We start from the raw sequence: 22,453 nt of genomic DNA, 5'->3' as shown, positions 1-22,453 counted from the left end.
CGACGAGGCCGCGGGTTAAGGTGGGGGCGTGAGCGAGCCCGAGTTCATCGTGCCCCCGCCGGGGCTCGTGCCGGACGCGCCCGAACCGGATCGACCCGGGCAGGCCGAGGGCACCGTGCGCGCGGAGCGGGCGCTCCCGGGGTTCCGACCACCACCCGGCATCCGCCCGCCGTCGGCCCTGCCGATCGCGCCGCCCGCCCTGCCCGCCGACGTCGCCCCGGCCGCAGCGCCCGCACCCGCCCCCGTCCCGACGGGCCCGTGGCACCTCCGGAGCGCCGACGGGATCGAGTTCTCCGTGCCCGAGCGCGTGGTGGTCGGCCGCGACCCGAAGCCGAACACGTGGCTGCAGGGCGCGACCGTCGTCGCGATCCCCGACCACACCCGCTCGATGTCGAAGACCCACGCGCTCCTCGAGGTGCGGGGCGGCCGGCTCCTGGTCACCGACCTCGATTCGACGAACGGCGTGCGCGTCTGGCCCGAGGGGTCGGAGCCCACCGACCTGGAGCCGGGCGTGCCCGCCGAGGTCCCGCTCGACGCGGTCGTCCTGCTCGGCGACGTCGCCCTCCTCGTGGAACGGGCACCGGCGGACTCGGTGTAACCTGTCGGCATGCGTGCTCGGCGACTTCTCCTTCGCTGCCGCGGCGGGGCCCAGTCCTGAGGCCTTCCCCGCCGCGGAGTCCGTCGACGGCCGACCACCCTCCCGAAGGAAGACGTACCGCATGAACGAGACCACCCCGAACCCGTCGCGTCCGCAGACCCTGGCCGAGAAGGTCTGGGACGCGCACCTGGTGAAGAAGGGCGAGGACGGCACGCCCGACCTCATCTACATCGACCTCCACCTCGTGCACGAGGTCACGAGCCCGCAGGCGTTCGACGGGCTCCGCATGGCAGGCCGCCCCGTGCGCCGCCCCGACCTGACGATCGCGACGGAGGACCACAACACCCCGACGCTCGACATCGACAAGCCCATCGCCGACCCGACGAGTCGCACGCAGATCGAGACCCTGCGCCGCAACGCGGCCGAGTTCGGCATCCGCATCCACTCGCTGGGCGACAAGGAGCAGGGCATCGTCCACGTCGTCGGCCCGCAGCTCGGCCTCACGCAGCCCGGCATCACCGTCGTCTGCGGCGACAGCCACACGTCCACGCACGGCGCCTTCGGCGCGATGGCGTTCGGCATCGGCACGAGCGAGGTCGAGCACGTGCTCGCCACGCAGACGCTGCCGCTGAAGCCGTTCAAGACCATGGCGATCACCGTCGAGGGCACCCTCCGGCCCGGCGTCACGGCGAAGGACATCATCCTCGCGGTGATCGCGAAGATCGGAACCGGCGGCGGCCAGGGCTACGTGCTGGAGTACCGCGGGAGCGCCATCCGCTCGCTGTCGATGGACGGCCGCATGACGATCTGCAACATGTCGATCGAGGCGGGCGCCCGGGCCGGCATGGTCGCGCCCGACGAGACCACGTTCGAGTACCTGAAGGGCCGCGCGCACGCGCCGGAGGGCGAGGACTGGGACGCGGCCGTCGAGTACTGGCGGACGCTCCCGACCGACGAGGGCGCCGTGTTCGACGCCGAGGTGTTCATCGACGCCGACGAGCTCGAGCCCTTCGTCACGTGGGGCACGAACCCCGGCCAGGGCGTGTCGCTCAGCGGGGCCGTGCCCGACCCGGCCGACATCGAGGACCAGCACGAGCGGGCCGCCGCCGAGCGCGCCCTGGAGTACATGGACCTCGCACCCGGCACGCCGCTGAAGGAGATCCCGGTCGACGCGGTGTTCATGGGCTCGTGCACGAACAGCCGCATCGAGGACCTGCGGGCGTTCGCATCCATCATCGAGGGCCGCACCAAGGCCGAGGGCGTGCGCGTCATGGTCGTGCCCGGCTCGGCGCGCGTGCGCCTCGAGGCCGAGGCCGAGGGCCTCGACAAGGTGTTCGAGGCGTTCGGCGCCGAGTGGCGCTTCGCGGGCTGCTCGATGTGCCTCGGCATGAACCCCGACCAGCTCGCCCCGGGCGAGCGCTGCGCGTCGACCTCGAACCGCAACTTCGAGGGCCGCCAGGGCAAAGGCGGCCGCACGCACCTGGTCTCGCCGCTCGTCGCGGCGGCGACCGCCGTGCGCGGCACGCTCTCGAGCCCGTGGGACCTCGAACGGGATGCCGCGGCCGAACCGGTCGGCGCGGGCGCGAAGGGCGGCAACTGACATGGAGAAGTTCAGCACGCACGACGGCGTCGCCGTCCCCCTGCGCCGGTCGAACGTCGACACCGACCAGATCATCCCCGCGGTCTTCCTGAAGCGCGTGACCAAGACGGGCTTCGACGACGCGCTGTTCCACGCCTGGCGCCAGGACCCCGAGTTCGTGCTCAACCACCCCGCGCACGCGGGCGCGTCGGTCCTGATCGCCGGCCCCGACTTCGGCACCGGGTCGAGCCGCGAGCACGCCGTCTGGGCGCTGCGCGACTACGGCTTCAAGGTCGTGATCTCGAGCCGGTTCGGCGACATCTTCCGCGGCAACGCGGGCAAGCAGGGGCTGCTCGCGGCGCAGGTCGCCTACGAGGACATCGAGCTCCTCTGGGAGGCCATCGAAGCGCAGCCGGGAATAGCCGCGACCGTCGATCTGGTTGAGCGTACGGTGAGCATCGGGAGCCTCACAGTCGCCTTCGATATCGATGACTACACTCGGTGGAGGCTGCTCGAAGGGCTCGACGACATCGGGCTCACCCTCCGGGACGAGCAGGCCATCTCCGACTTCGAGGCGACTCGGGCGGGATGGCGGCCGACGACGCTCCCCATCAGGGAGCCGGCAGAGACAGGGAACTGAGTGAACACACTCGTGGATGACGCGAAGCAGCACGGCACGGCGGTCGGCCTTCCGGTCGACCGCATCACGATCAACGGGGGCAAGCCGCTTCGCGGTCGAATCGAGCTGAAGGGGGCCAAGAACCTCGTCACCAAGGCGATGGTCGCGGCGATCCTCGGCGACACGCCGAGCGTCCTGAAGGACGTCCCGAACATCAGCGACGTGCGCATCGTGCGGGGCCTCCTCGAGGTCCACGGCGTGACGGTGACCGAGGGTCCCGAGCCGGGCGACCTCATCCTCGACCCGTCGGCCGTCGAGTCGGCGCACATGGCCGACATCGACGCGCACGCCGGCTCGAGCCGCATCCCGATCCTCTTCTGCGGGCCGCTCCTGCACCGACTCGGCGAGGCGTTCATCCCCGACCTCGGCGGCTGCCGCATCGGCGACCGGCCGATCGACTACCACCTCGAGGTCCTGCGCAACTTCGGCGCGATCGTCGAGAAGCTGCCGAGCGGCATCCGCATGTCGGCGCCGACCGGCCTCAAGGGCGCGAAGGTCTCGCTGCCGTACCCGAGCGTCGGGGCGACCGAGCAGGTCCTCCTCACGGCGGTGCTCGCCGAGGGCATCACCGAGCTCACGGGCGCGGCGATCGAGCCCGAGATCATGGACCTCATCAACATCCTCCAGAAGATGGGGGCCATCATCACGGTCGACACCGACCGGGTGATCCGCATCGAGGGCGTCGAGCGGCTGCAGGGCTACTCGCACCGCGCGCTCTTCGACCGGAACGAGGCGGCGAGCTGGGCCGCGGCCGCGCTCGCGACCGAGGGCGACATCTTCGTCGGCGGCGCCCGCCAGCCCGAGATGCTCACGTTCCTCAACATCTTCCGCAAGGTCGGCGGCGCGTTCGAGATCGAGGACGACGGCATCCGCTTCTACCACCCCGGCGGTGAGCTGAAGCCGGTCATCATCGAGACCGACGTGCACCCCGGGTTCATGACCGACTGGCAGCAGCCGCTCGTCGTGGCGCTCACGAAGGCCAAGGGCGTCTCGATCGTGCACGAGACCGTCTACGAGCAGCGCTTCGGCTTCGTCGACGCGCTCGTCGAGATGGGCGCGTCGATCGACGTGCACAAGGAGTGCCTCGGCGGCCGGCCGTGCCGGTTCGGCCAGCGCAACTTCAAGCACTCCGCGGTGATCTCCGGCCCGTCGCAGTTGCGCGGCGCCGACATCGAGGTGCCCGACCTGCGCGGCGGGTTCAGCCACCTCATCGCGGCCCTGACGGCCGAGGGGCGCTCGACCGTGTCGAACGTCGGGATCATCGCGCGCGGCTACGAGAACTTCATCACGAAGCTGGAGCTGCTCGGAGCGGACTTCGCGCTCGAAGGATAATGGGTCAGTGCCCCATCGTGACCCCTCCGTCGTGCCCGCAGTGAAGCCCGGCGCCGAGAAGCGCCGCCCCTCGTTCTTCTGGGTGCTGGCCGCGCTGATCCTCCCGCTGTGGAGCCTCGGCGTGAAGTACCGCTTCCACCACCCCGAGCGGATGCCGCAGGCCGGCGCCTTCGTGCTGTCGCCCAACCACTACAGCGAGATCGACCCGCTCGTGATGGGCGTGGCCTCGTGGCACCTCGGGCGACTCCCGAGGTTCATGGCGAAGGCGTCGCTGTTCAAGAACCCCGTGCTCGGCTGGTTCCTGCGCACCTCGGGCCAGATCCCCGTCGAGCGCGCGGGCAGCAGCAGCCACGCCGCCATCCGCGCCGCGGAGGAGCTCGTCGAGAAGGGCCGCATGGTCATCGTCTACCCCGAGGGATCGCTCACGCGCGACCCCGACCTGTGGCCGATGCGCGGCAAGACCGGTGCGGTGCGCATCGCGCTCGAGCGCGGCATCCCGGTCGTCCCCGCCGCCCACTGGGGCACGCAGCAGATCATGCCGAGGTACGCGAAGAAGGTCAGCTTCTTCCCGCGGAAGACCGTGGACGTCGTCATCGGCGAGCCCCTCGACCTGTCGGCCTACGAGGGCAAGCCGCTCGACCAGGCGACCCTCCTCGCCGCGACGAACGACCTCATGAACGCGATCGCCGCACTCGTCGGCGAGCTGCGCGAGAAGACGCCGCCGGCCGAGCGCTGGGACCCGACCAAGCACGGGCAGAAGGAGACGGGGCGCCTCGATGGCTAGGGGGGCCGGCCGCCGCGTGCCCGGCAAGCGCGTCGCCGTGCTCGGCGCGGGCAGCTGGGGCACGACCTTCGCGAAGATCCTCGCCGACGGCGGCGCCGACGTCGTGCTGTGGGCCCGCCGCCCCGAGCTCGCGCGCGAGATCCAGGAGGCCAAGCGCAACAGCGACTACCTCCCCGGCATCAACCTGCCGATCGGACTCCGGGCGACGAGCCGGCTGGACCTCGCCCTCGCGGGGGCCGAGCAGGTCTACATCAGCGTGCCGAGCCAGACGCTCCGCCAGAACCTGATCGCGGCGGAGCCGCACCTGCACGCCGAGGCGACGATCGTCTCGCTCATGAAGGGCGTCGAGAAGCCGACGGGCCACCGCATGAGCGAGGTCATCGCCGAGGTGCTGCCGATCGCCGAGTCGAAGATCGCCGTGATCTCGGGCCCGAACCTCGCGCTCGAGATCGCGAGGGAGCAGCCGACGGCGGCCGTGGTCTCGTCGACCAGCATGGAGACCGCGCAGTCCGTGGCATCCGTGTCGCGCAACCGCTACTTCCACTCGTTCGTGAACACCGACGTCATCGGCACGGAGTTCGGCGGGGTCCTGAAGAACCTCATCGCGGTCGCGATCGGCATCGTCGACGGCGCCGGCTACGGCGAGAACACGAAGGCCTCGATCATCACGCGCGGCCTCGTCGAGATGACCGACTTCGCCGTCGCCTACGGCGCGCACCCCGACACGCTGTCGGGCCTCGCCGGGCTCGGCGACCTCATCGCGACCTGCCAGTCGCCGCTCTCGCGCAACAACACCGCCGGGCGCCTGCTCGGCCAGGGCTACAAGCTGCCCGAGGTCGTCAACCAGATGCAGCAGACCACGGAGGGGCTCGCGTCCGTCGGCCCGATCCTCGAACTGGCGCGCGCCAAGGGCGTCGAGATGCCCATCGTCGAGCAGGTCCGGCAGGTGCTCGCCGGAACGCTCGCGCCGAAGGACATCGCGCCGCACCTCACGACCGACGACGAGCCGCAGGGCGAAAGGACGATGGATGGACAAGCTCAGGGTGGTTCTGCTCTTCGGCGGGCGCTCCAGCGAGCATTCGATCAGCTGCGCCACGGCGGCGGGAGTGCTCCGGGCGATCGACCGTGACCGCTACGAGCTGATCCCGGTCGGGATCACGCGCGACGGCGCGTTCGTGCTGGAGGCCGACGACCCGGATCGCTTCGCGCTCGACCCGGCGCACCTGCCCGAGGTGCACGACAACGGCACGCGCGTGCGCTGGCCGGAGTCCGCCGCGTCCCGCGAGCTGCACGTCGTGACCGCGAGCGGCGAGAAGTCCTCGCTCGGCGAGGTCGACCTCGTCTTCCCGATCCTGCACGGACCCTTCGGCGAGGACGGCACGATCCAGGGCCTGTTCGAGCTGCTCGGCCTGCCCTACGTGGGCTCCGGCGTGCTCGCGAGCGCGCTCGGCATGCACAAGCACTTCACGAAGACCGCGCTCGCGGCCGCAGGCATCCCGGTGGCGCCGTGGCGCACCGTGACGGCCCGGCAGTGGGCGGATGACCCGGCCGCCGTCCGCGCGGACGCGGCATCCCTCGGCCTGCCGCAGTTCGTGAAGCCGGCCCGTGCCGGCTCGAGCGTCGGCGTGAGCAAGGTGGCGGAGCCGGGCGAGCTCGATGCGGCCCTCGAGGTCGCGTTCGCCGAGGACGACACGGTGCTCATCGAGTCCGCCGTGATCGGGCGCGAGGTCGAGATCGGCGTGCTCGGCGGCGCGCCGGGCGAGCGCCCGCGCGCGTCGGTCGCGGGCGAGATCGTGCTCACGGGCGACGGGTTCTACGACTTCGCGGCGAAGTACCTCGACGCGCCGGGCGTCGACCTCGTGTGCCCGGCCGACCTCGGCGACGGGCGGCTCGAGGAGATGCGCGACCTCGCGATCCGCGCGTTCGAGGCGATCGGCGCCGAGGGGCTCGCGCGCGTGGACTTCTTCCTCACCGAGGAGGGGTTCGTGGTCAACGAGCTCAACACGATGCCGGGCTTCACCCCGATCTCGATGTTCCCGCGCTGCTGGCAGGAGTCGGGCGTGAGCTACCCCGAGCTGATCGACGAGCTCATCAGGGTCGGGATGGCGCGGGGCGTGCGCGTCGGCTGAGGCCCGCGTCGGCTGAGCCCCGCGCCGGCCGGCGGCCGCGGGCCCAGGGGCAGGCGGGCCGCGGACTCAGCCGGCGTCCGTCGCCTCGCCGGTGGCCGGTGCGAGGTCCTCGAGGTCGGTGCATCCGCCGTCGGCGGGGATCGCCGCGACCGCGCCGGAGAGGTCGGCGATGGCCGTCGAACCGGCGACCGCGTCGTTGTCGACGACGACCTCGACGGCGGGCGTGCGTCCGTAGGTCACGAAGCGATAGGTCGGCGCGTCGGACTCGTCGATGATCCAGTCGACCTCGTCGACGCTCACGCAGCGCAGGGTCGTCGGGCCCGGGGGCTCGATGCCGCAGCGGAGCAGGACCGCCGCCGGCGAGCCCCATGCCCCCGTGCCCTGCGCGGTCGTCTCGCGGGCGTCGAGGCCGGCGACCTGGTCGGGCAGGCGCACCACGACCGAGGCGCAGTCGGCGGCGGCCGCGTCCGGCGCGGGATCGAACGGCACCGGCTGGCTGCAGGCGGCGAGGAGGGGCACGGCGGTCGCGGCGACCAGCGAGGCCGCGACGAGGCGCGTACGGCGGCGGCGGCCTGACGGGGGAGTCGACATCGTCGATCAGGCTACCGTGGGAGCCATGGAGCAGCCTACACGCGAGCCGTCGCCCACGGTCGGGGAGCTCGGCGAGACCGCGGTGCTGGCCCGCATCCTCCCGCGCCTCGAGCCGGGCGAGGCCGCGCTCCTCGGCGCGGGCGACGACGCCGCGGTCGTGGCCGCCCACGACGGCCGGTTCGTCGTCACGACCGACCTCATGGTCCACGGTCCGGACTTCCGCCTCGCCTGGTCGCGCCCGCACGACCTCGGCTGGAAGGCGGCGGCCACCAACCTCACCGACGTCGCCGCGATGGGCGCGAGGCCGACGGCGCTCGTCGTCTCGATCGCCGCGCCGCCGACGACCCCCGTCTCGCTGCTCGAGGGCATCGCCGACGGGCTGCGCGATGCGCTCGACGCGCTCGCGCCGGGGGCCGGGGTGGTCGGCGGCGACCTGTCCGCGTCGTCGGTGCTCACGATCGCCGTGACCGCGTTCGGCGACCTCGACGGGCGAAGGCCCGTCCTGCGGTCGGGGGCGCGACCGGGCGACGTGCTCGCGCACGCCGGCGCCCGCGGCGACGCCGCGCGCGGGCTCAAGGTGCTCTTCGCCGAGGCGCGCGACGCCGACGGCGAGCCCGACGCCGACCTCGCCGACGCGGCCCGCACGAGGCATCCGCTCCTCGTCGGCGCGCAGCTCGCGCCGTCCCCGCCGGTGTCGGCGGGCGTCGTGGCGGCGACGTCCGGGGCGACGGCCATGCTCGACGTGAGCGACGGGCTCGCGCGCGACGCGCGGCGGCTCGCCGAGGCGAGCGCGGTCGGGCTCGACTTCCATGCGGGCGCGCTCGGCCCGGATCCGCTGACGGCGATGGCCGGCGCGGAGGACCACGGCCTCCTCGCGACGTTCCCGGCGGGCACGACGCCCCCGGAGCCCTTCGAGGTCGTGGGCGTCGTGAACGGCGATGCCGGGCGGCTCACGCTCGACGGCGAGCCCGTGGACACGAGCGGATGGGACCCCTACTCGGGCTGGGACGGCGGTACCGGCTGATCCGCGTCGGCCGTCGACGCCCACCAGAGCGTCGTCTCGCCGTAGTCGCGGCGCCGCTCGGGCTCGATGCCGTCGGGCCACCCCGGTTCGGGGGAGCGGCTGCTGCGCTCGACGACGACCGTGGCCGAGTCGGCGAGGAGCGGGGCGAGCAGCGCGAGGTCCTTGGCGAGCTCGGCCTCGCCGAGGTCGTAGGGCGGGTCGACGAACGCCAGGTCGACGCCGCCGGCCGCCGACTCGAGGTAGGACGCGACGCTCCGGGCCTCGACGCGCACGCGCGGCGCCGCCGCCCCGCGTGCGGCCCTCGCGAGGGCCGCGGCGTTCCGCCGGCACACCTCGGCGGCGGGCCTGGCCTTCTCGACGAGCACCACCTCGGCCGCGCCGCGACTCGCGGCCTCGAGCCCCAGCGCGCCCGAACCCGCGTACAGGTCGAGCACCGAGGCATCCGCCACGGCGTCGCGCGCCTCGAGCGCGGAGAAGATCGCCTCGCGCACGCGGTCGCTCGTCGGTCGCGTGCCCGAGCGGGGCACGGCGAGGGTGAGCGAGCCGGCGAAGCCGGCGATGATGCGCGTCATGTCTCGGGAGCATAACGGCCCCTCCTCCGGCGCTGCCATGATGGTGAGGTGGATGACTCGACCGACGCCCTGCACGCCGATCCGTCGCATCACCGGGGGCACGAGCAGCAGGCCATCGACCGCATGTGGGACTTCGGCGATGCCGCCGCGAGCGAGGAGCGCTTCCGCGCGGCCGCGGCCGACGAGACGCTGAGCGCGCACGGGCGCGCCGTGATGGCCACGCAGCTGGCCCGCGCGATGGGCATCCAGCACCGCGAGGAGGAGGCGCTCGCGGTCCTCGACGAGCTCGAGGCCGCCGACCCGGGCGACTCCGACGAGGAGGCGGCCGAGCTGCGCGCGCGCATCGCGCTCGAGCGCGGCCGGATGGCCGCGGCCGGCGAACGCGTCGACGAGGCGGTGCCCGAGTTCACGAGGGCCGTCCGCGAGGCCGCGCTCGGCGGCTCGACGTTCCTCGTGCTCGACGCGCTGCACATGCTCGCGCTGAACGACACCGGCCACGAGGAGGAGTGGGCCGCCGAGGGCTTCGACATCCTCGAGGGCGTCCGCGACCCGCGCCTGAAGCGGTGGGGCGTCGCGCTGCACAACAACCTCGGCTGGACCAAGCACGACGGCGGCGACGCGCAGGCGGCCCTGTACCACTTCCAGAAGGCCGTCGACGCGGCCGACCGCTACGGCACACCGGGGCAGCAGCACGTCGCCCGCTGGTCGGTCGGGCGCGCGCTCCGCACGCTCGGCCGCACCGACGAGGCGCTCGAGATCCAGCGCGAGCTCGCGCTCGCGCGCCCCGACGACCCCTACGTGCGCGCCGAGATCGAGGCCCTCGCACCCGCGCCGACGGAGGCGGAGCCTACGATCGAGCCATGACGGCCGATCGCGTGGCGGAGGGGGCGCTGACCCTCGACAGCCGCCTGAACGGCGCGCTCGGCGGGCGCACCGCGCAGGCGCTGCAGCGCGCGTTCGGCTACACCACGGTCGGCGACCTGCTCGCGCACTACCCGCGTCGCTACGCCGCCCGCGGCGAGCTGACGGCGCTCGCCGAGCTCCCGCTCGACGAGAACGTCACGATCGTCGCCGAGGTGCTCGAGGTGCGCGAGCGCACCATGCGGTCGCGCCGCGGATCGATCCTCGAGGCGAAGATCTCCGACGGCACCGGCATCCTCACCCTCACCTTCTTCAACCAGAAATGGCGCGCGAACGAGCTGAAGCCCGGCGTTCGCGGCATGTTCGCCGGCAAGGTCTCCGACTACCGGGGCGCCCGCCAGCTCGCCCACCCCGACTACCAGCTCTTCGACGACGCGGTGCCGACGACCGGGGCGGATGCCGCGGCCGTGCGCTGGGCGACCGCGCCGATCCCGATCTACCCGGCCACCGGCACGCTCTCGAGCTGGCAGCTGCAGACCGCGATCGGCGTGCTGCTCGACGGGCTCGGCGCCGTCGACGACCCGATCCCCGAACCCGTCCGGCGCGGCCGCGGCATCCGGTCGCACCGCGACGCGCTCGAGGGCGTGCACCGGCCCGAGCGTGACGAGGACTGGAAGGCCGCACGCCGCACGCTCCGCTTCACCGAGGCGTTCGTGCTGCAGACCGCGCTCCTCGAGCGCCGCGCGGCGGCGCGCGCGCACGAGGCCGTCCGGCGGGAGCCGCGGCCCGGGGGACTGCTCGAGCGGTTCGAGGCGTCGCTCCCGTTCACGCTCACCGACGACCAGCTCGAGGTCGGCGGTGAGATCCTCGCCGACCTCGCGGCGGCCGTGCCGATGAACCGCCTCGTGCAGGGCGAGGTGGGGTCCGGCAAGACCGTGGTCGCGCTCCGCGCCATGCTCGCGGTCGCCGAGTCGGGCGGGCAGTCGGCGCTCCTCGCCCCGACCGAGGTGCTCGCAGCGCAGCACCTGCGCTCGATCGCGAAGATGCTCGGCCCCGAGCTCTCCGCCGAGCTCATGCCGACGCTCGTCACGGGCCAGCTGCCCGCGGCTGAGCGACGGAAGGCGGCGCTGCGCGTCGCGGCCGGGCAGTCCCGCATCGTGGTCGGCACGCACGCGCTCCTCGGCGACACCACGAGCTTCGCCGACCTCGGCCTGGTCGTCGTCGACGAGCAGCACCGGTTCGGCGTCGAGCAGCGCGAGGCGCTGCGCCTGAAGGGGCGCCACCCGCACGTGCTCGTGCTCACGGCGACGCCGATCCCGCGCACGGTCGCGATGACGGTGTTCGGCGACCTCGACGTGAGCACCATCCGGCAGCTGCCCGCGGGCCGGGCGGGGATCGAGACGCACCTCGTCCCGCTCGCCGAGCGACCCGCATGGCGCGCCAGGGTCTGGGAGCGCCTCGCGGAGGAGCTCGCCCAGGGGCGGCAGGGCTTCGTCGTCTGCCCGGCCATCGAGCCCAAGGTGGCGGAGGACGACGGCGAGCCCATGGAGGGCGAGCCCGCGCCCGGCGCCGGCCCCGCGGCATCCGTCGCCTCGGTGCTCGCCGAGCTGCGGGCGCTGCCGTCGCTCGCCGGCGCGCGCATCGCACCCCTGCACGGGCGCATGTCGGCCGACGAGAAGGACGACACGATGCGCGCGTTCGCGGCGAAGGAGCTCGACGTGCTCGTCGCGACGACCGTGATCGAGGTCGGCGTCGACGTGCCGAACGCCAGCACCATGGTCGTCGTCGACGCCGACCGGTTCGGCGTCTCGCAGCTGCACCAGCTGCGCGGGCGGGTCGGCCGGGGGAGCGTGCCCGGGCTCTGCCTGCTCGTCTCGCACGCGGAGGCCGGCAGCGTGGCGCGCGAGCGCCTCGAGGCGGTCGCCGCGACGCTCGACGGGTTCGAGCTCGCGCGGGTCGACCTCGAGCTCCGGCAGGAGGGCGACGTGCTCGGCGCGATGCAGTCGGGCGGGCGGTCGTCGCTGAAGCTGCTCCGCGTCGCGCGCGACGGCGACCTCATCGCCGACGCGCGCGAGGCGGCCGCCGAGCTCCTCGCGGAGGACCCGCGGCTCGCCGGACACGCCGCGCTCGCGGCCGCCGTGCGGCGCCGCCTCGACGACGAGGCGAGCGAGTACCTGAGCAGGGGCTGAGACTCTCCCGCACCCCGCCCGGAGCGTCGATCGCGCACTACGCTGGCACGTATGCAGCGGATCGCCGTCGTCCCCGGATCATTCGACCCTGTCACGCGCGGACACCTCGACGTCATCGAGCGGGCCGCCGGCCTGTACGACCAGCTGCATGTCGTGGTCGTCCACAACCCCGACAAGTCGGCGCTGCTGCCGATCGCGCAGCGGGTCGCGCTCATCGAGCAGTCCATCGCCGACGCCCGCATCCCCGGCGACATCGTGGTCGCGTCGTGGAGCATGGGGCTGCTCGTCGACTACTGCACCGACGTCGGCGCCTCCGTGCTCGTCAAGGGCATCCGCTCGCAGGTCGACGTCGGCTACGAGACGCCCATGGCGATCGTGAACCGGCACCTCGCGGGCGTCGAGACCGTGTTCCTGCTGCCCGACCCGGCGAACGCGCACGTGTCGAGCTCGCTCGTGCGGCAGGTCTCCGCGCTCGGGGGCGACGTCGCCCCCTACGTGCCGCGATCCGTGGCCGAGTACCTCCAGGGGGCGATGCGGCCGTGAGCGACTCGGAGGGCGCCGTCGGCGTCGCGGCCGCGATGGGGATCGACGAGGTCGGCGACCGCGCCGCGGCCATCGTCCGCAACGTCGAGACGGTGATCAGCGGCAAGCGCGAGGCCGTCACCGCGGCGCTCACCGTGCTCCTCGCCGAGGGGCACCTGCTCATCGAGGACGTGCCCGGCGTCGGCAAGACGATGCTCGCCAAGGCGCTCGCCCGATCGGTCGACTGCACGGTCAGCCGCATCCAGTTCACGCCCGACCTGCTGCCGAGCGACGTCACCGGCGTCTCGGTCTTCGACCAGGTGTCGCGGCGGTTCGAGTTCAAGCCCGGCCCCGTGTTCGCGAACATCGTGATCGGCGACGAGATCAACCGGGCCAGCCCGAAGACGCAGTCGGCGCTCCTGGAGTGCATGGAGGAGCGCCAGGTCACCGCCGACGGCACGACCTATCGCCTCGAGCAGCCGTTCACCGTCGTCGCCACCCAGAACCCCGTCGAGATGGAGGGCACGTACCCGCTGCCCGAGGCCCAGCGAGACCGGTTCATGGCCCGCATCTCGATGGGCTACCCGGCGACCGCCGACGAGCTCGCGATGCTCGCCCAGCGCGAGACCGCGAGCCCCCTCGACACCCTCGAACCCGTCGTCTCGCTCGCCGAGCTCCGCGCGATGATCGAGACCGTCCAGCGCGTCTACACCTCCGAACCCGTGAAGGAGTACGCCGTCGAGCTGGCGCGCGCCACCCGCGAGGACCGCCAGCTGCGGCTCGGCGCGAGTCCCCGCGCGACGCTCCAGCTGATCCGCGCGGCCAAGGCGCACGCCGCCATGCACGGTCGCGACTTCGTCCTGCCCGACGACGTCGACGCGCTCGCCGTGCCGGTGCTCGCGCACCGTCTCGTGCCGACGAGTCGCGCGGTCGGCGGTCACGACCACGACGGCGGCCCCCTCATCGACCAGATCGTGCGCCGCATCGTCGGCGAGACGCCCGTCCCGGTCGGCAGCGCCCGGAGGGAGTGATCGGGATGTCGCGGGCCGGTCGAGTGCGTCACCAGGCGCGTCCTCGCCTGACGCCGCGAGGGATCGCGCTCATCGCGGTCGGCGGCGTCCTCTTCGGCGTCTCGCTCTGGTTCGACCTCCGCGACATCCTCCTCCTCGCCGCGGTCGGCATCGCCATGCCGCTCGCCGCGCTCGGCTTCCTCGCCGTGCGCCAGCCGCGGCTCGCGGTCCACCGGACCTTCGAACCGCCGGTGGTCGGCGCCGGCCACTCGACGACCGTCAGGCTGCGCGTGCACAACCGCAGCAGGCGCGCGTTCGACGGTGCGCACTGGCGCGACCTCTCCTCGCCCGCGCTCCGCCCGCCGCCCGAGGCGATCCTGCCCGCGATCGGGCGCACCGAGGGGGTCCTCCCCTCCGGTGACGACACCGTCGGGCTCGAGTACCGCATGCGCACGCCGCGACGCGGGGTGTTCGACGTGGGCCCGCTCCGCATCTCCGTGACCGATCCGTTCGGGCTCGCGCGCATCGACCGCGTGGCGGGCGGCGCGCGCGACCTCGTGGTGACGCCCCGGGTCACGCTCCTCGAGCCCGCGGTCGGGCTGCTCGCGAGCGTCGACGGCACGGTGCACGCGCTGCAGCGCCGCACGCGGCCGAACAGCGACGAGCTCATCGCGCGCGAGTACCGGTACGGCGATCCGCTCCGGCGGGTGCACTGGGCCGCGACGGCCCGCCGAGGCGAGCTGATGGTCCGCGACGAGGAGCAGCGCGGCGACCCCGAGCTCCGCATCCTCCTCGACACGGCGCTGGGCGGCCGCGTGTCGCATCCGGCCTCGGGTGCGCGCGACGGCGCCGACGCCCTCGACCCGGCGTTCGAGCTCGGCGTCGAGCTCGCCGCATCGCTCGGCGTGCACCTGCTCGGCCGAGGGTTCCGGGTGCGGCTCGACCCGGTCGACGATCCCGCCGCGCACGTCGATCCGATCGCGCCGGAGGCGGGCGGGTACCGATCGCCGGGCGGCGACGTCGCACTGCTCGAGGACCTCGCACGGCTGGACCCGCCTCGCCGCGACGCGGCGCGGAGCGAGCCGCGCGAGCCCCGGCGGCATCCGATCGCCCCCGTGACGACCGTGCGGAGGGACATGCGGATGCCGGCGATCGCCGTGCTCGTCGACCCGTCGGGCGACGCGGCCGAGACGCTCGTCGCGCTCCGCAGCTCGGTCGAGCCCGCGATCGCGTTCGCCGCCGACGGCGTCTCCGCCCGCATCGTCGACCGGCTCGAGGAGGCCGACTGGAGGGTGATCCGCGTCCACCGGCCCGCCGACCTGCCCGCCGCGTGGCAGGAGGCCTGGCGGTCGGCCCGCGAGGCCGTGCGCTCGGGAGGCCGACGTGGGCCCTGACCGGTACCCGCTCACCCGTGCGCAGTCGCTCGCGCTGTCGGGGGCGAGCCTGCTGCTCCTCCTCGTCGCGACGACCGCGCTCGGGCCGCTGATCGCCGGGAGCGGATGGTGGTGGGCCGGCGCCGTCGTCGCGGTCGCCGTGATCGGGGGCGGAGCGGCGCTCCGCGCCCTCCGCACGCCGCCCTCCCTGGTGCCGCCGCTCGAGCTCGTGGCGATGCTGCTCGCGCTCACGCTGCTCTTCGGCGGCGCGACGAGCCTCGCACTGGTGATCCCGACGCCCGACACGTTCGGGGTGTTCGGCGAGCTGACCGAGGGCGCGCGTCGCACGATCGAGCAGCAGTCGGTCCCGGCGATCCCCGTTCCGGCGCTGGTCTGGGCGATCGCCGTCGGCGTCGGACTCATCGCCGTCTTCCTCGACCTGCTCGTGCAGACCGTCCGGGTGCCGGCGCTCGCCGCGATCCCGATGCTGGTGCCCGTGCTCGTGCCGGGGCTCTTCGTCGCCGACGGCGCCGAGGCGCCGGCGCTCGTGCTCACGGCCGCGACCTACCTGCTGCTGCTGCGCGTCGACGTGCGGGTGCGACGCGCCGCCGAGCTCGTCCAGGAGGACGATCGCGACGACGCGCCCGTCGTCAGCGCCCCGAAGCGCGCGCCGATCGTGTCGACCATGGGCGCATCGCTCGGGCTCGCCGCGATCGGTCTTGTCGCGGCATCCGTCATCGCCGCCGCCACGCCGAGCGTGAGCACGAGCTTCCTGGTCGGCACGGGCGGGCCCGCGACCCTCTTCGCACGCGGGGTCAGCCCGTACGTCGACCTCGGCCGCGACCTCCGCAGGCCGGAGCCGGTGCCCGCGTTCTCGTACGTGTCGCCCGAGGGGGAGCGACCGTACTTCACGCTGCTCACGGTCGAGCGGCTCGAGGGGCAGGTGTGGTCCGCGACCGATCGCGCGGTCGACGGGGAGAACACGCTCGGGACGCTGCCGGGGCCCGACGGCCTCGCCGAGGACGTCCTGGTCGTGCCCCGTCCCATCGCCGTGCAGGTCGACCAGGTCCGCACGGCCTGGCTGCCCGTGCCGTACCCGACGACCGAGGTCAGCGGGGTCAGCGGGTCGTGGTTCTGGGACCAGGGCACGCTGAACGTCCGCAGCGTCGACTCCACGACGCTCGGGCAGCAGTACCGCCTCACCCACCTCGACGTGCAGCCCGACGTGACGCAGCTGCGCTCGGCGCCCGTCGCGTCACCGGGTGCCGTCGCCGACGCGACGCGCCGGCTGCCCGACGACCTTCCGCCGATCATCGCCGAGACCGCCGCCTCGGTCACGGCATCGGCGGCGACGCGCTACGACGCGGCCGTCGCGATCCAGGCGTTCCTGCGGGGCTCGGACTTCGAGTACTCCGAGAGCGCGCCCGTCGCGGACGGGTACGACGGCGCGGGATTCGATGCGATCGCCGCGTTCCTCGACCAGCGAGCGGGCTACTGCGTGCACTTCGCGTCGACGATGGCGGTGCTCGCCCGCGAGGTCGGCATCCCGTCGCGCATCTCGATCGGGTACACCGCGGGAACGCCCGGCGACGGGCGCGTCGACGGCGAGGTCGTGATCGAGGTCGACTCGCACGACCTCCACGCCTGGCCGGAGCTCTACTTCGAGGGCGTCGGGTGGGTCCCGTTCGAGCCCACGCCCGGGCGCGGGAGCGTGCCCGACTACTCGCGTCCGAACGCCGGGCAGTCCCTCCCGGGGGTGGTCCCGACCGGTCCGGCCGCGACGCCCGGCGCGACCGGACGCCCGGAGGGCGATCCCGACCGGGCGCTCGGCGGTCCCGGCGGCACGCCGTCGGCCGGGGCGCAGGTCGCGCAACTCGGGCTCATCGGGCTCGCCGTGGCGCTCGTCCTCCTGCTCCCGGCGATGATCCGGGTCGGCATCCGTGCCGCGCGACGCGGGGCCATCCGCTCCGGCGAGCGACCGGCGGATGCCGCGTGGCGCGAACTCCTGGCGACCGCCGTCGACCTCGGGCTGCCCGTCGATCCGCGGCGCACCGTGCGCGGGCTCGCGGCGGAGCTCGCCGAGCGGCCGGCGTTCCGCGGCGATCCGGAGTCGCCGCCGGGCGAGCGCTCGGAGGCGCGCGCCGCGCTGGAGCGCGTGCGCGATGCGGTCGAACGGGAGCGCTACGGTCGCGTCCGCGGAGCCGGAGCCGGTGCTGGTGCCGGAGCCGGAGCGGGAGCGGGAGCGGGCGCGCCCGCAGGGGCGCACGCGGGCGCCGGGGCGGGCGCCGGGTCCGCCGGTCCGGGCGGCGGCGAGGACCGCGAGCACGCCCGCCGCGGCGCCCTCGCGGTCGATCTCCAGGCGGCGTCCGACGCGCTCCGCGCGGACGCTCCCGCCGTCCGCCGGGTCGCCGCCGTCCTGCTTCCCGGGTCCCTCCGCCCGTCGGCGCGCATCGCGTTCGGCCGGCCGGCACCGCCCGGCGAGTAGGATCGTCGTTCGTGGCCGTACCGCATTCCCCCTTCAGCATCAACGTTCGCGACCTCGTCAACCGACCCGGCGAGATGCGCGAACAGCAGTTCGACGTGCCCGTCCCCGAGCAGCTGGGCGAGGGCATGGTCTCGATCCGGCAGGGTTCCGACCTCGCGATCGACGTGCGCCTGGAGTCCGTCCACGAGGGCGTCCTCGCCACCGCGGAGGTCGACGCGACCGCCGAAGGCGAGTGCGGACGATGCCTCATCGACATCGCGCTGCCCGTCCGAGTCGAGTTCCAGGAGCTTTTCGCGTATCATTCTGGGGAAGCTTTCGAGTATGAGGTTCAAGACGACCACGTGGATCTTGAACCACTCATCCGAGATGCGGTAGTGCTGGCACTGCCCTTCCAGCCGGTGTGCCGGCCTGACTGCCCCGGTCTCGACCCCGAGACCGGACAGCGACTGGCCGATCATCCGGAACTCGTCACCCCTGTCGAGCGCGATCCGCGTTGGGCTGCGCTCGCGGGGTTCGCGGCTTCCGAAGACGAGGGCGCGGATGCTGCATCCGACGCCGACCAGCAGAGAGATTGAGAGAGAGTCATGGCTGTTCCCAAGCGGAAGAAGTCACGCGCCAACACCCACGCGCGCCGTTCGCAGTGGAAGGCCGAGGCCCCCACGCTCGTCAAGACCGTCGAGAACGGCAAGGTCACCTACAGCCTCCCGCACCGCGCGCGCGTGGTCGAGGACTCGGCGGGCACCCCGCTCTTCCTCGAGTACAAGGGCCGCAAGGTCGCCGACGTCTAGTCGGCCAGTGAACGACGAACGACCGGTCGTGAGGCGCGTCGAGCGCACGGACACCGGGGCCGACGAGCTCGCCGAACTGCAGCGCACGCTGCGCGTCGAGCTCGACCCCGAACTCCTGCTCCTCGCCCTCACGCACCGGTCGTTCGCGTACGAGAACGGCGGCATCCCGACGAACGAGCGCCTGGAGTTCCTCGGCGACTCGATCCTCGGGCAGGCGGTCACCGTCAAGCTGTTCACCGATCACCCCGAGCTCGACGAGGGCGAGCTGGCCAAGCGCCGGGCGAGCCTCGTCTCGAGTGTCGCGCTGGCCGAGGTCGCCCGGACGATCGGGCTCGGCCCGTACATCCGGCTGGGTCGCGGCGAGACGATGACGGGCGGCGCCGACAAGCCGTCGATCCTCGCGGACACCGTCGAGGCGATCATCGGCGCGGTCTACCTCTCGCGCGGCGGCGAGGTCGCGACCGACCTCGTGCTGCGGCTCATCACGCCCCTCATGCGCGATCCCGACCGGTTCGGCGCGGCGATGGACCCGAAGACGAGCCTGCAGGAGATCGCCGCGCGCCGCGGCGCGACCGCGCCGTCGTACTCCGTCAGCGAGAGCGGCCCCGACCACAGCAAGCACTTCGTCGCGACGGTCACGGTCGCCGGCCTGGTGTCCGCGTCGGGCGAGGGCTCGAGCAAGAAGCAGGCCGAGATGGCGGCCGCGCTCGAGGCCTGGACCACCCTGAACGACCGCTGACGTGCCCGAACTGCCCGAGGTCGAGGTCGTCCGCGCCGGGCTCGCCCCGGCCGTCACCGGCGCCCGCGTCGCCGGGGTCGAGGTGCTCGACGCCCGGTCGCTGAAGCGCCACGAGGCGGCATCCGGCGGCTTCGAGGCGCTGCTCACGGGCGAGCGCATCGAGGCCGCCGTGCGACGCGGCAAGTTCCTCTGGATGCCCCTGGCCGGCGGTACCGCGCTCGTCGGCCACCTCGGCATGAGCGGCCAGCTCCTGCTGCGCACGCCGGACCACCCGGGCGACGACCGCCACGCGCGGATCAGACTGCACCTCGAGCACCCGGTGCACGGCGAGCTGCGCGTCGACTTCGTCGACCAGCGGATCTTCGGGTCGATGGCGATCGATCGCATGGTCCCCACCGCGGACGGCGAGGTCGCGGGGTTCTCGGCGGACGTGACGGGTCCGTGGGCACGATCGATCCCGTCGCAGGTGGCGCACATCGCGCGCGATCCGCTCGACCCCGCGTTCGACGACGCCGCGTTCGCCGCGGCGCTCGCCCGCCGGGCGACGGGCGTCAAGCGCGTGCTGCTCGACCAGGGCGTGGCGTCGGGCATCGGCAACATCTACGCCGACGAGGCCCTCTGGGCGGTCCGCATGCACGGCGAGCAGCCCGGATCGAGCCTCGGCCGGCGGCGCGTCCGCGACCTGCTCGCGGCCGTCCGGGAGGTGCTGCAGAAGGCGCTCGCCGAGGGCGGCACCAGCTTCGACGCCCAGTACGTCAACGTCAACGGCGCATCCGGCTACTTCGCCCACTCGCTGAACGCCTACGGACGCGCCGGGCGCCCGTGCCCGCGGTGCGGCACGCCCATCGTCCGCGAGGCGTTCATGAACCGCTCGTCGCATCGGTGCCCCCGCTGCCAGCGCCTGCGCGCGAGCGTGCGCCGCGTCGCGGCACACGACGCATCGGCGCGCGTCGTGCGGGTCACCCCCGCTGCCACGTCGCCTGGATCGAGTGCGGGCGGAACCCCAGCTCCCGGTTGATCGCGAGCATCGGCCCGTTCTCGTCGGCGTTCCAGGTGTACACCTCGGTGCGCTCCGGCGCGGCATCCGCGAGCGCGACGAGGTTCGCGAGCTTCATGCGCATGCCGAGGCCGTGGCCGCGGTGCGGGCCGAGGACGAGCGTGTCGTCCTGGTAGGCGCCGCGCTTGCCGGGCGCGAGCGTGAGGATCGTGAATCCGGCGACCTCGCCGTCGGGGGTGATCGCGGCGACGGTGAGGTGACGGCGTCCCGCCTGGACGGCGCGCGCCTCCTCGTCGATGATGCGCGCGGCATCCCAGTGCTCGTCGGGGAAGTCGACGGCCCCGCTCGGCGCCTCGGCGACCATCTGCGATCGGGCGGCCGCGAACGCGTCGAGGTGCTCCTCGGGCGTGCGATCGCGCCAGAGCTCGATGCGGTAGCCGTCGGATCGGTCGACCTGCCGGGACAGGTCGCGGAAGCGTGCGCCGAGGCCGCCGACGGGAAGGGCGCTCGCGACGAGCAGCTGGCCGAGCTCGTAGCCGCGCGAACGTGCGAACCGGACCGAGGGCGCGTCGGCGGGCAGGGAGGCGCCGCCCTGCGGCGGGCGGAGGCGCTCGCCGGCGCCGTCGTCGGTGCGGTGCTCCGAGATCAGGATGGTCGATCCGCGTCCGGCGTCGCGGGCGGATGCCTCGACGGCGTCGAGCACGCGGCCGCCGAGCCCGCGTCGGCGGTGGGCCGGGTCGACGCCGACCATCGTGATCATGGGTGCGCCGCCGTCGTTCCCGCCGCGCTCCCACCACGCCGCCGTCGCGGCGACGAGTCGGCCGCCGTCGAAGATCCCGAAGCGACGCCGCTCGAGGTACGGGTTGGCGCCGAGGACCGCGAGCTCGGCCGCCGAGTAGCTGAACTCGTCGGTGCCGACCGTCTCGAGCTGGATGCGGCGAGCGAAGTCGGCGTAGGCCTCCAGGTCGGCCGACTCCGGGACGCCGATGCGGTCGTGGGGCCGGATCGGACGGAGGACGCCCGCCCCGCGGTCGGGCGCGGTGCCGCTCACGGCCGCTGCCAGACCGACTCGAGGGCGAACGGCCGGAAGCCGAGGTCGAGGTTGATGGCGAGCATGTGCTCATTCTCGTCGGCGTTCCAGGTGTAGACGCGCTCGCGCGAGGCATCCGTCGCCTGGAGCCGCACGAGGTTCTCGAGCTTCAACCGCATCCCGAGCCGGTGGCCCCGATGCGGGGCGAGCACGATGGTGTCCCACTGCTCCACGGCGCGCGAATCCGGCAGCAGGGACAACTCGGTGAAGCCCGCGACCTCGCCGTCGGCGGCGACCGCCGCGACCGCGAGGCCGATCCGGCCGACCTCGCGCGAGCGGCGCTCGCCGTCCCGGATCCGGGAGGCGTTCCAGTGCTCGAGACCCCACTCGATCGCGCCCGCGGGCGGATCGGTGGACATCCGCTCGTGCGCGATCGCGAGCGAGTCGACGAGGTGGTCGGGCGCGCGCTCCTGCCAGGCGACGAGGCGGTACCCGTCGGAGGCGCGCGAGCGGGCCTCGGCGAGGCGGCGTCGGAACTCGTCCGCGCGACCCGCGACGTCCATGGCGCTCACCCGGTAGAGCTGCCCGAGCGCGTAGCCGTGCGCGATCGCGAACCGCGCCGCAGGCGCATCCGCGGGGATGTCGCCGTCGCCCTGCGGCGGGCGCAGCCGCGGCCCCGACGGCTCGCCGCGTTCGACCAGGTGATCGGCAGAGAGCACGGTGTTCGGCCGGCCGGCCGCCCGTGCCGCTACCTCGGCCGCGGCGAGGAGCCGGGATCCGATGCCCTCCCGTCGCCGATCCGGGTGGACGCCGATCACCTCGACGTAGGACGTCGACTCCCCGTCGTCGACCTCCCACTGCACCTCGGCGAGGCCGATGAGCCGCCCGCCGTCGAACGCGCCGATCCCCGTGTACGTCGCGAACTCGGCGCGGCGCAGGTCGTGCAGCACCTCGCGGGGTCGACGCGTCAGCTCGGAGGTGCCGAGCGCCTCGACGTCGAGCCGGCGCAGGAGGTCGGCGTACGCGACGAGCTCCCCGGCGTCCGGAGCGTCGGCGCGCTCCGGCAGCCGGATCGGGCGGATCTCGAGCGCCATCGCGTCCCCTCCCTCGCGCAGGCAGCGTGCCAGCCTAGTCGGGGTCGATGACGGCGGCAACGGCGGGGGAGCGCGGG

The 22,453-nt window shown here is 73.8% G+C and carries 22 protein-coding genes; 18 read left to right on the top strand and 4 right to left on the bottom strand.

Going from position 1 to position 22,453, the window contains the following annotated elements; all coding sequences use genetic code 11:
- The first annotated feature begins 28 nt into the window (after positions 1 to 28).
- The 7 genes from GLX25_RS19190 (at position 29) to GLX25_RS15625 (ending at position 7,101) form a co-directional block, all read left to right on the top strand.
- The gene (locus tag GLX25_RS19190) at positions 29 to 598 is read left to right on the top strand and encodes an FHA domain-containing protein (protein ID WP_155843427.1); all 570 of its coding nucleotides are present in this window, start codon (positions 29 to 31) and stop codon (positions 596 to 598) included.
- Between the two features lie 121 nt (positions 599 to 719).
- On the top strand, positions 720 to 2,198 hold the full coding sequence (leuC, locus tag GLX25_RS15650) for a 3-isopropylmalate dehydratase large subunit (RefSeq protein ID WP_155843426.1): 1,479 nt from the start codon (positions 720 to 722) through the stop codon (positions 2,196 to 2,198).
- A 1-nt stretch (position 2,199) separates the two neighbouring features.
- On the top strand, positions 2,200 to 2,817 hold the full coding sequence (leuD, locus tag GLX25_RS15645; protein ID WP_155843425.1) for a 3-isopropylmalate dehydratase small subunit: 618 nt from the start codon (positions 2,200 to 2,202) through the stop codon (positions 2,815 to 2,817).
- Positions 2,818 to 4,188, top strand: a complete 1,371-nt coding sequence (gene murA / locus GLX25_RS15640; RefSeq protein ID WP_166548897.1) for a UDP-N-acetylglucosamine 1-carboxyvinyltransferase — start codon at positions 2,818 to 2,820, stop codon at positions 4,186 to 4,188. It begins immediately after the preceding gene.
- A gap of 7 nt (positions 4,189 to 4,195) precedes the next feature.
- The gene (locus GLX25_RS15635) at positions 4,196 to 4,972 is read left to right on the top strand and encodes a lysophospholipid acyltransferase family protein (protein ID WP_271192389.1); all 777 of its coding nucleotides are present in this window, start codon (positions 4,196 to 4,198) and stop codon (positions 4,970 to 4,972) included.
- On the top strand, positions 4,965 to 6,101 hold the full coding sequence (locus GLX25_RS15630) for an NAD(P)H-dependent glycerol-3-phosphate dehydrogenase (RefSeq protein WP_155843424.1): 1,137 nt from the start codon (positions 4,965 to 4,967) through the stop codon (positions 6,099 to 6,101). The genes GLX25_RS15635 and GLX25_RS15630 overlap by 8 nt, the downstream gene beginning before the upstream one ends.
- A complete protein-coding gene (locus GLX25_RS15625) occupies positions 6,001 to 7,101 on the top strand; it encodes a D-alanine--D-alanine ligase family protein (protein ID WP_155843423.1) in 1,101 nt (366 codons plus the stop codon). The genes GLX25_RS15630 and GLX25_RS15625 overlap by 101 nt, the downstream gene beginning before the upstream one ends.
- Before the next feature lie 66 nt (positions 7,102 to 7,167).
- Here GLX25_RS15625 and GLX25_RS15620 read toward each other — a convergent pair whose 3' ends face one another.
- A complete protein-coding gene (locus GLX25_RS15620) occupies positions 7,168 to 7,692 on the bottom strand; it encodes a DUF3515 family protein (protein ID WP_155843422.1) in 525 nt (174 codons plus the stop codon).
- A gap of 25 nt (positions 7,693 to 7,717) precedes the next feature.
- Between GLX25_RS15620 and thiL the strand changes: the two genes are divergently transcribed.
- Positions 7,718 to 8,716, top strand: coding sequence for a thiamine-phosphate kinase (gene thiL / locus GLX25_RS15615; protein ID WP_155843421.1), 999 nt, complete (start codon positions 7,718 to 7,720; stop codon positions 8,714 to 8,716).
- Here thiL and rsmD read toward each other — a convergent pair.
- A complete protein-coding gene (gene rsmD, locus GLX25_RS15610) occupies positions 8,686 to 9,288 on the bottom strand; it encodes a 16S rRNA (guanine(966)-N(2))-methyltransferase RsmD (RefSeq protein ID WP_155843420.1) in 603 nt (200 codons plus the stop codon). The genes thiL and rsmD overlap by 31 nt on opposite strands.
- A gap of 48 nt (positions 9,289 to 9,336) precedes the next feature.
- Between rsmD and GLX25_RS15605 the strand changes: the two genes are divergently transcribed.
- From GLX25_RS15605 to mutM, 10 genes are all read left to right on the top strand, one after another.
- A complete protein-coding gene (locus GLX25_RS15605; RefSeq protein ID WP_155843419.1) occupies positions 9,337 to 10,152 on the top strand; it encodes a tetratricopeptide repeat protein in 816 nt (271 codons plus the stop codon).
- Positions 10,149 to 12,338 (top strand): ATP-dependent DNA helicase RecG, encoded by a 2,190-nt coding sequence (locus GLX25_RS15600; protein ID WP_155843418.1) that lies wholly within the window; start codon positions 10,149 to 10,151, stop codon positions 12,336 to 12,338. Before GLX25_RS15605 ends, GLX25_RS15600 begins: the two co-directional genes overlap by 4 nt.
- 51 nt (positions 12,339 to 12,389) lie before the next feature.
- On the top strand, positions 12,390 to 12,881 hold the full coding sequence (gene coaD / locus GLX25_RS15595) for a pantetheine-phosphate adenylyltransferase (RefSeq protein ID WP_155052249.1): 492 nt from the start codon (positions 12,390 to 12,392) through the stop codon (positions 12,879 to 12,881).
- Positions 12,882 to 12,916: 35 nt separating this feature from the next.
- Positions 12,917 to 13,891: an AAA family ATPase gene (locus tag GLX25_RS15590; RefSeq protein ID WP_155843884.1), complete on the top strand. Its 975-nt coding sequence runs from the start codon at positions 12,917 to 12,919 to the stop codon at positions 13,889 to 13,891.
- A 5-nt stretch (positions 13,892 to 13,896) separates the two neighbouring features.
- Positions 13,897 to 15,264 carry a DUF58 domain-containing protein gene (locus GLX25_RS15585; RefSeq protein WP_155843417.1) on the top strand — a complete coding sequence of 456 codons (1,368 nt, stop codon included), beginning with the start codon at positions 13,897 to 13,899 and terminating at the stop codon, positions 15,262 to 15,264.
- On the top strand, positions 15,254 to 17,728 hold the full coding sequence (locus GLX25_RS15580; protein WP_155843416.1) for a transglutaminase TgpA family protein: 2,475 nt from the start codon (positions 15,254 to 15,256) through the stop codon (positions 17,726 to 17,728). The genes GLX25_RS15585 and GLX25_RS15580 overlap by 11 nt, the downstream gene beginning before the upstream one ends.
- An 11-nt stretch (positions 17,729 to 17,739) precedes the next feature.
- Complete coding sequence (locus GLX25_RS15575) at positions 17,740 to 18,303, top strand: YceD family protein (protein WP_271192387.1); 564 nt, start codon at positions 17,740 to 17,742, stop codon at positions 18,301 to 18,303.
- 9 nt (positions 18,304 to 18,312) lie between these two features.
- On the top strand, positions 18,313 to 18,516 hold the full coding sequence (gene rpmF / locus GLX25_RS15570) for a 50S ribosomal protein L32 (protein ID WP_092669520.1): 204 nt from the start codon (positions 18,313 to 18,315) through the stop codon (positions 18,514 to 18,516).
- A 76-nt stretch (positions 18,517 to 18,592) separates the two neighbouring features.
- Positions 18,593 to 19,255 (top strand): ribonuclease III, encoded by a 663-nt coding sequence (rnc, locus tag GLX25_RS15565; protein ID WP_155843881.1) that lies wholly within the window; start codon positions 18,593 to 18,595, stop codon positions 19,253 to 19,255.
- Between the two features lies 1 nt (position 19,256).
- The gene (gene mutM, locus GLX25_RS15560) at positions 19,257 to 20,273 is read left to right on the top strand and encodes a bifunctional DNA-formamidopyrimidine glycosylase/DNA-(apurinic or apyrimidinic site) lyase (RefSeq protein WP_166548896.1); all 1,017 of its coding nucleotides are present in this window, start codon (positions 19,257 to 19,259) and stop codon (positions 20,271 to 20,273) included.
- On the opposite strand, the gene GLX25_RS15555 is transcribed toward mutM, so the two are convergent.
- Together GLX25_RS15555 and GLX25_RS15550 are read right to left on the bottom strand one after the other, a co-directional pair.
- Positions 20,215 to 21,303, bottom strand: coding sequence for a GNAT family N-acetyltransferase (locus tag GLX25_RS15555; protein ID WP_166548895.1), 1,089 nt, complete (start codon positions 21,301 to 21,303; stop codon positions 20,215 to 20,217). The genes mutM and GLX25_RS15555 overlap by 59 nt on opposite strands.
- On the bottom strand, positions 21,300 to 22,376 hold the full coding sequence (locus tag GLX25_RS15550) for a GNAT family N-acetyltransferase (RefSeq protein WP_166548894.1): 1,077 nt from the start codon (positions 22,374 to 22,376) through the stop codon (positions 21,300 to 21,302). The genes GLX25_RS15555 and GLX25_RS15550 overlap by 4 nt, the downstream gene beginning before the upstream one ends.
- Positions 22,377 to 22,453: the final 77 nt, after the last annotated feature.

The organism is Agromyces luteolus (genome assembly GCF_009729855.1).
GTDB classification, from domain to species: Bacteria; Actinomycetota; Actinomycetes; order Actinomycetales; family Microbacteriaceae; genus Agromyces; species Agromyces luteolus.
The sequence above is the reverse complement of the archived record's forward strand: the minus strand, read 5'-3'. Positions and strand labels throughout refer to the sequence as shown.

Excerpts from the sequence above, each read along its gene's own strand:
- thiL (WP_155843421.1), top strand. The coding sequence starts at position 7,718 with ATGGAGCAGCCTACACGCGAGCCGTCGCCCACGGTCGGGGAGCTCGGC.
- GLX25_RS15620 (WP_155843422.1), bottom strand. The coding sequence starts at position 7,692 with ATGTCGACTCCCCCGTCAGGCCGCCGCCGCCGTACGCGCCTCGTCGCG.
- GLX25_RS15585 (WP_155843417.1), top strand. The coding sequence starts at position 13,897 with ATGTCGCGGGCCGGTCGAGTGCGTCACCAGGCGCGTCCTCGCCTGACG.
- GLX25_RS15590 (WP_155843884.1), top strand. The coding sequence starts at position 12,917 with ATGGGGATCGACGAGGTCGGCGACCGCGCCGCGGCCATCGTCCGCAAC.
- GLX25_RS15630 (WP_155843424.1), top strand. The coding sequence starts at position 4,965 with ATGGCTAGGGGGGCCGGCCGCCGCGTGCCCGGCAAGCGCGTCGCCGTG.
- coaD (WP_155052249.1), top strand. The coding sequence starts at position 12,390 with ATGCAGCGGATCGCCGTCGTCCCCGGATCATTCGACCCTGTCACGCGC.
- GLX25_RS15550 (WP_166548894.1), bottom strand. The coding sequence starts at position 22,376 with ATGGCGCTCGAGATCCGCCCGATCCGGCTGCCGGAGCGCGCCGACGCT.
- GLX25_RS15625 (WP_155843423.1), top strand. The coding sequence starts at position 6,001 with ATGGACAAGCTCAGGGTGGTTCTGCTCTTCGGCGGGCGCTCCAGCGAG.
- leuC (WP_155843426.1), top strand. The coding sequence starts at position 720 with ATGAACGAGACCACCCCGAACCCGTCGCGTCCGCAGACCCTGGCCGAG.
- GLX25_RS15600 (WP_155843418.1), top strand. The coding sequence starts at position 10,149 with ATGACGGCCGATCGCGTGGCGGAGGGGGCGCTGACCCTCGACAGCCGC.
- rsmD (WP_155843420.1), bottom strand. The coding sequence starts at position 9,288 with ATGACGCGCATCATCGCCGGCTTCGCCGGCTCGCTCACCCTCGCCGTG.
- leuD (WP_155843425.1), top strand. The coding sequence starts at position 2,200 with ATGGAGAAGTTCAGCACGCACGACGGCGTCGCCGTCCCCCTGCGCCGG.
- rpmF (WP_092669520.1), top strand. The coding sequence starts at position 18,313 with ATGGCTGTTCCCAAGCGGAAGAAGTCACGCGCCAACACCCACGCGCGC.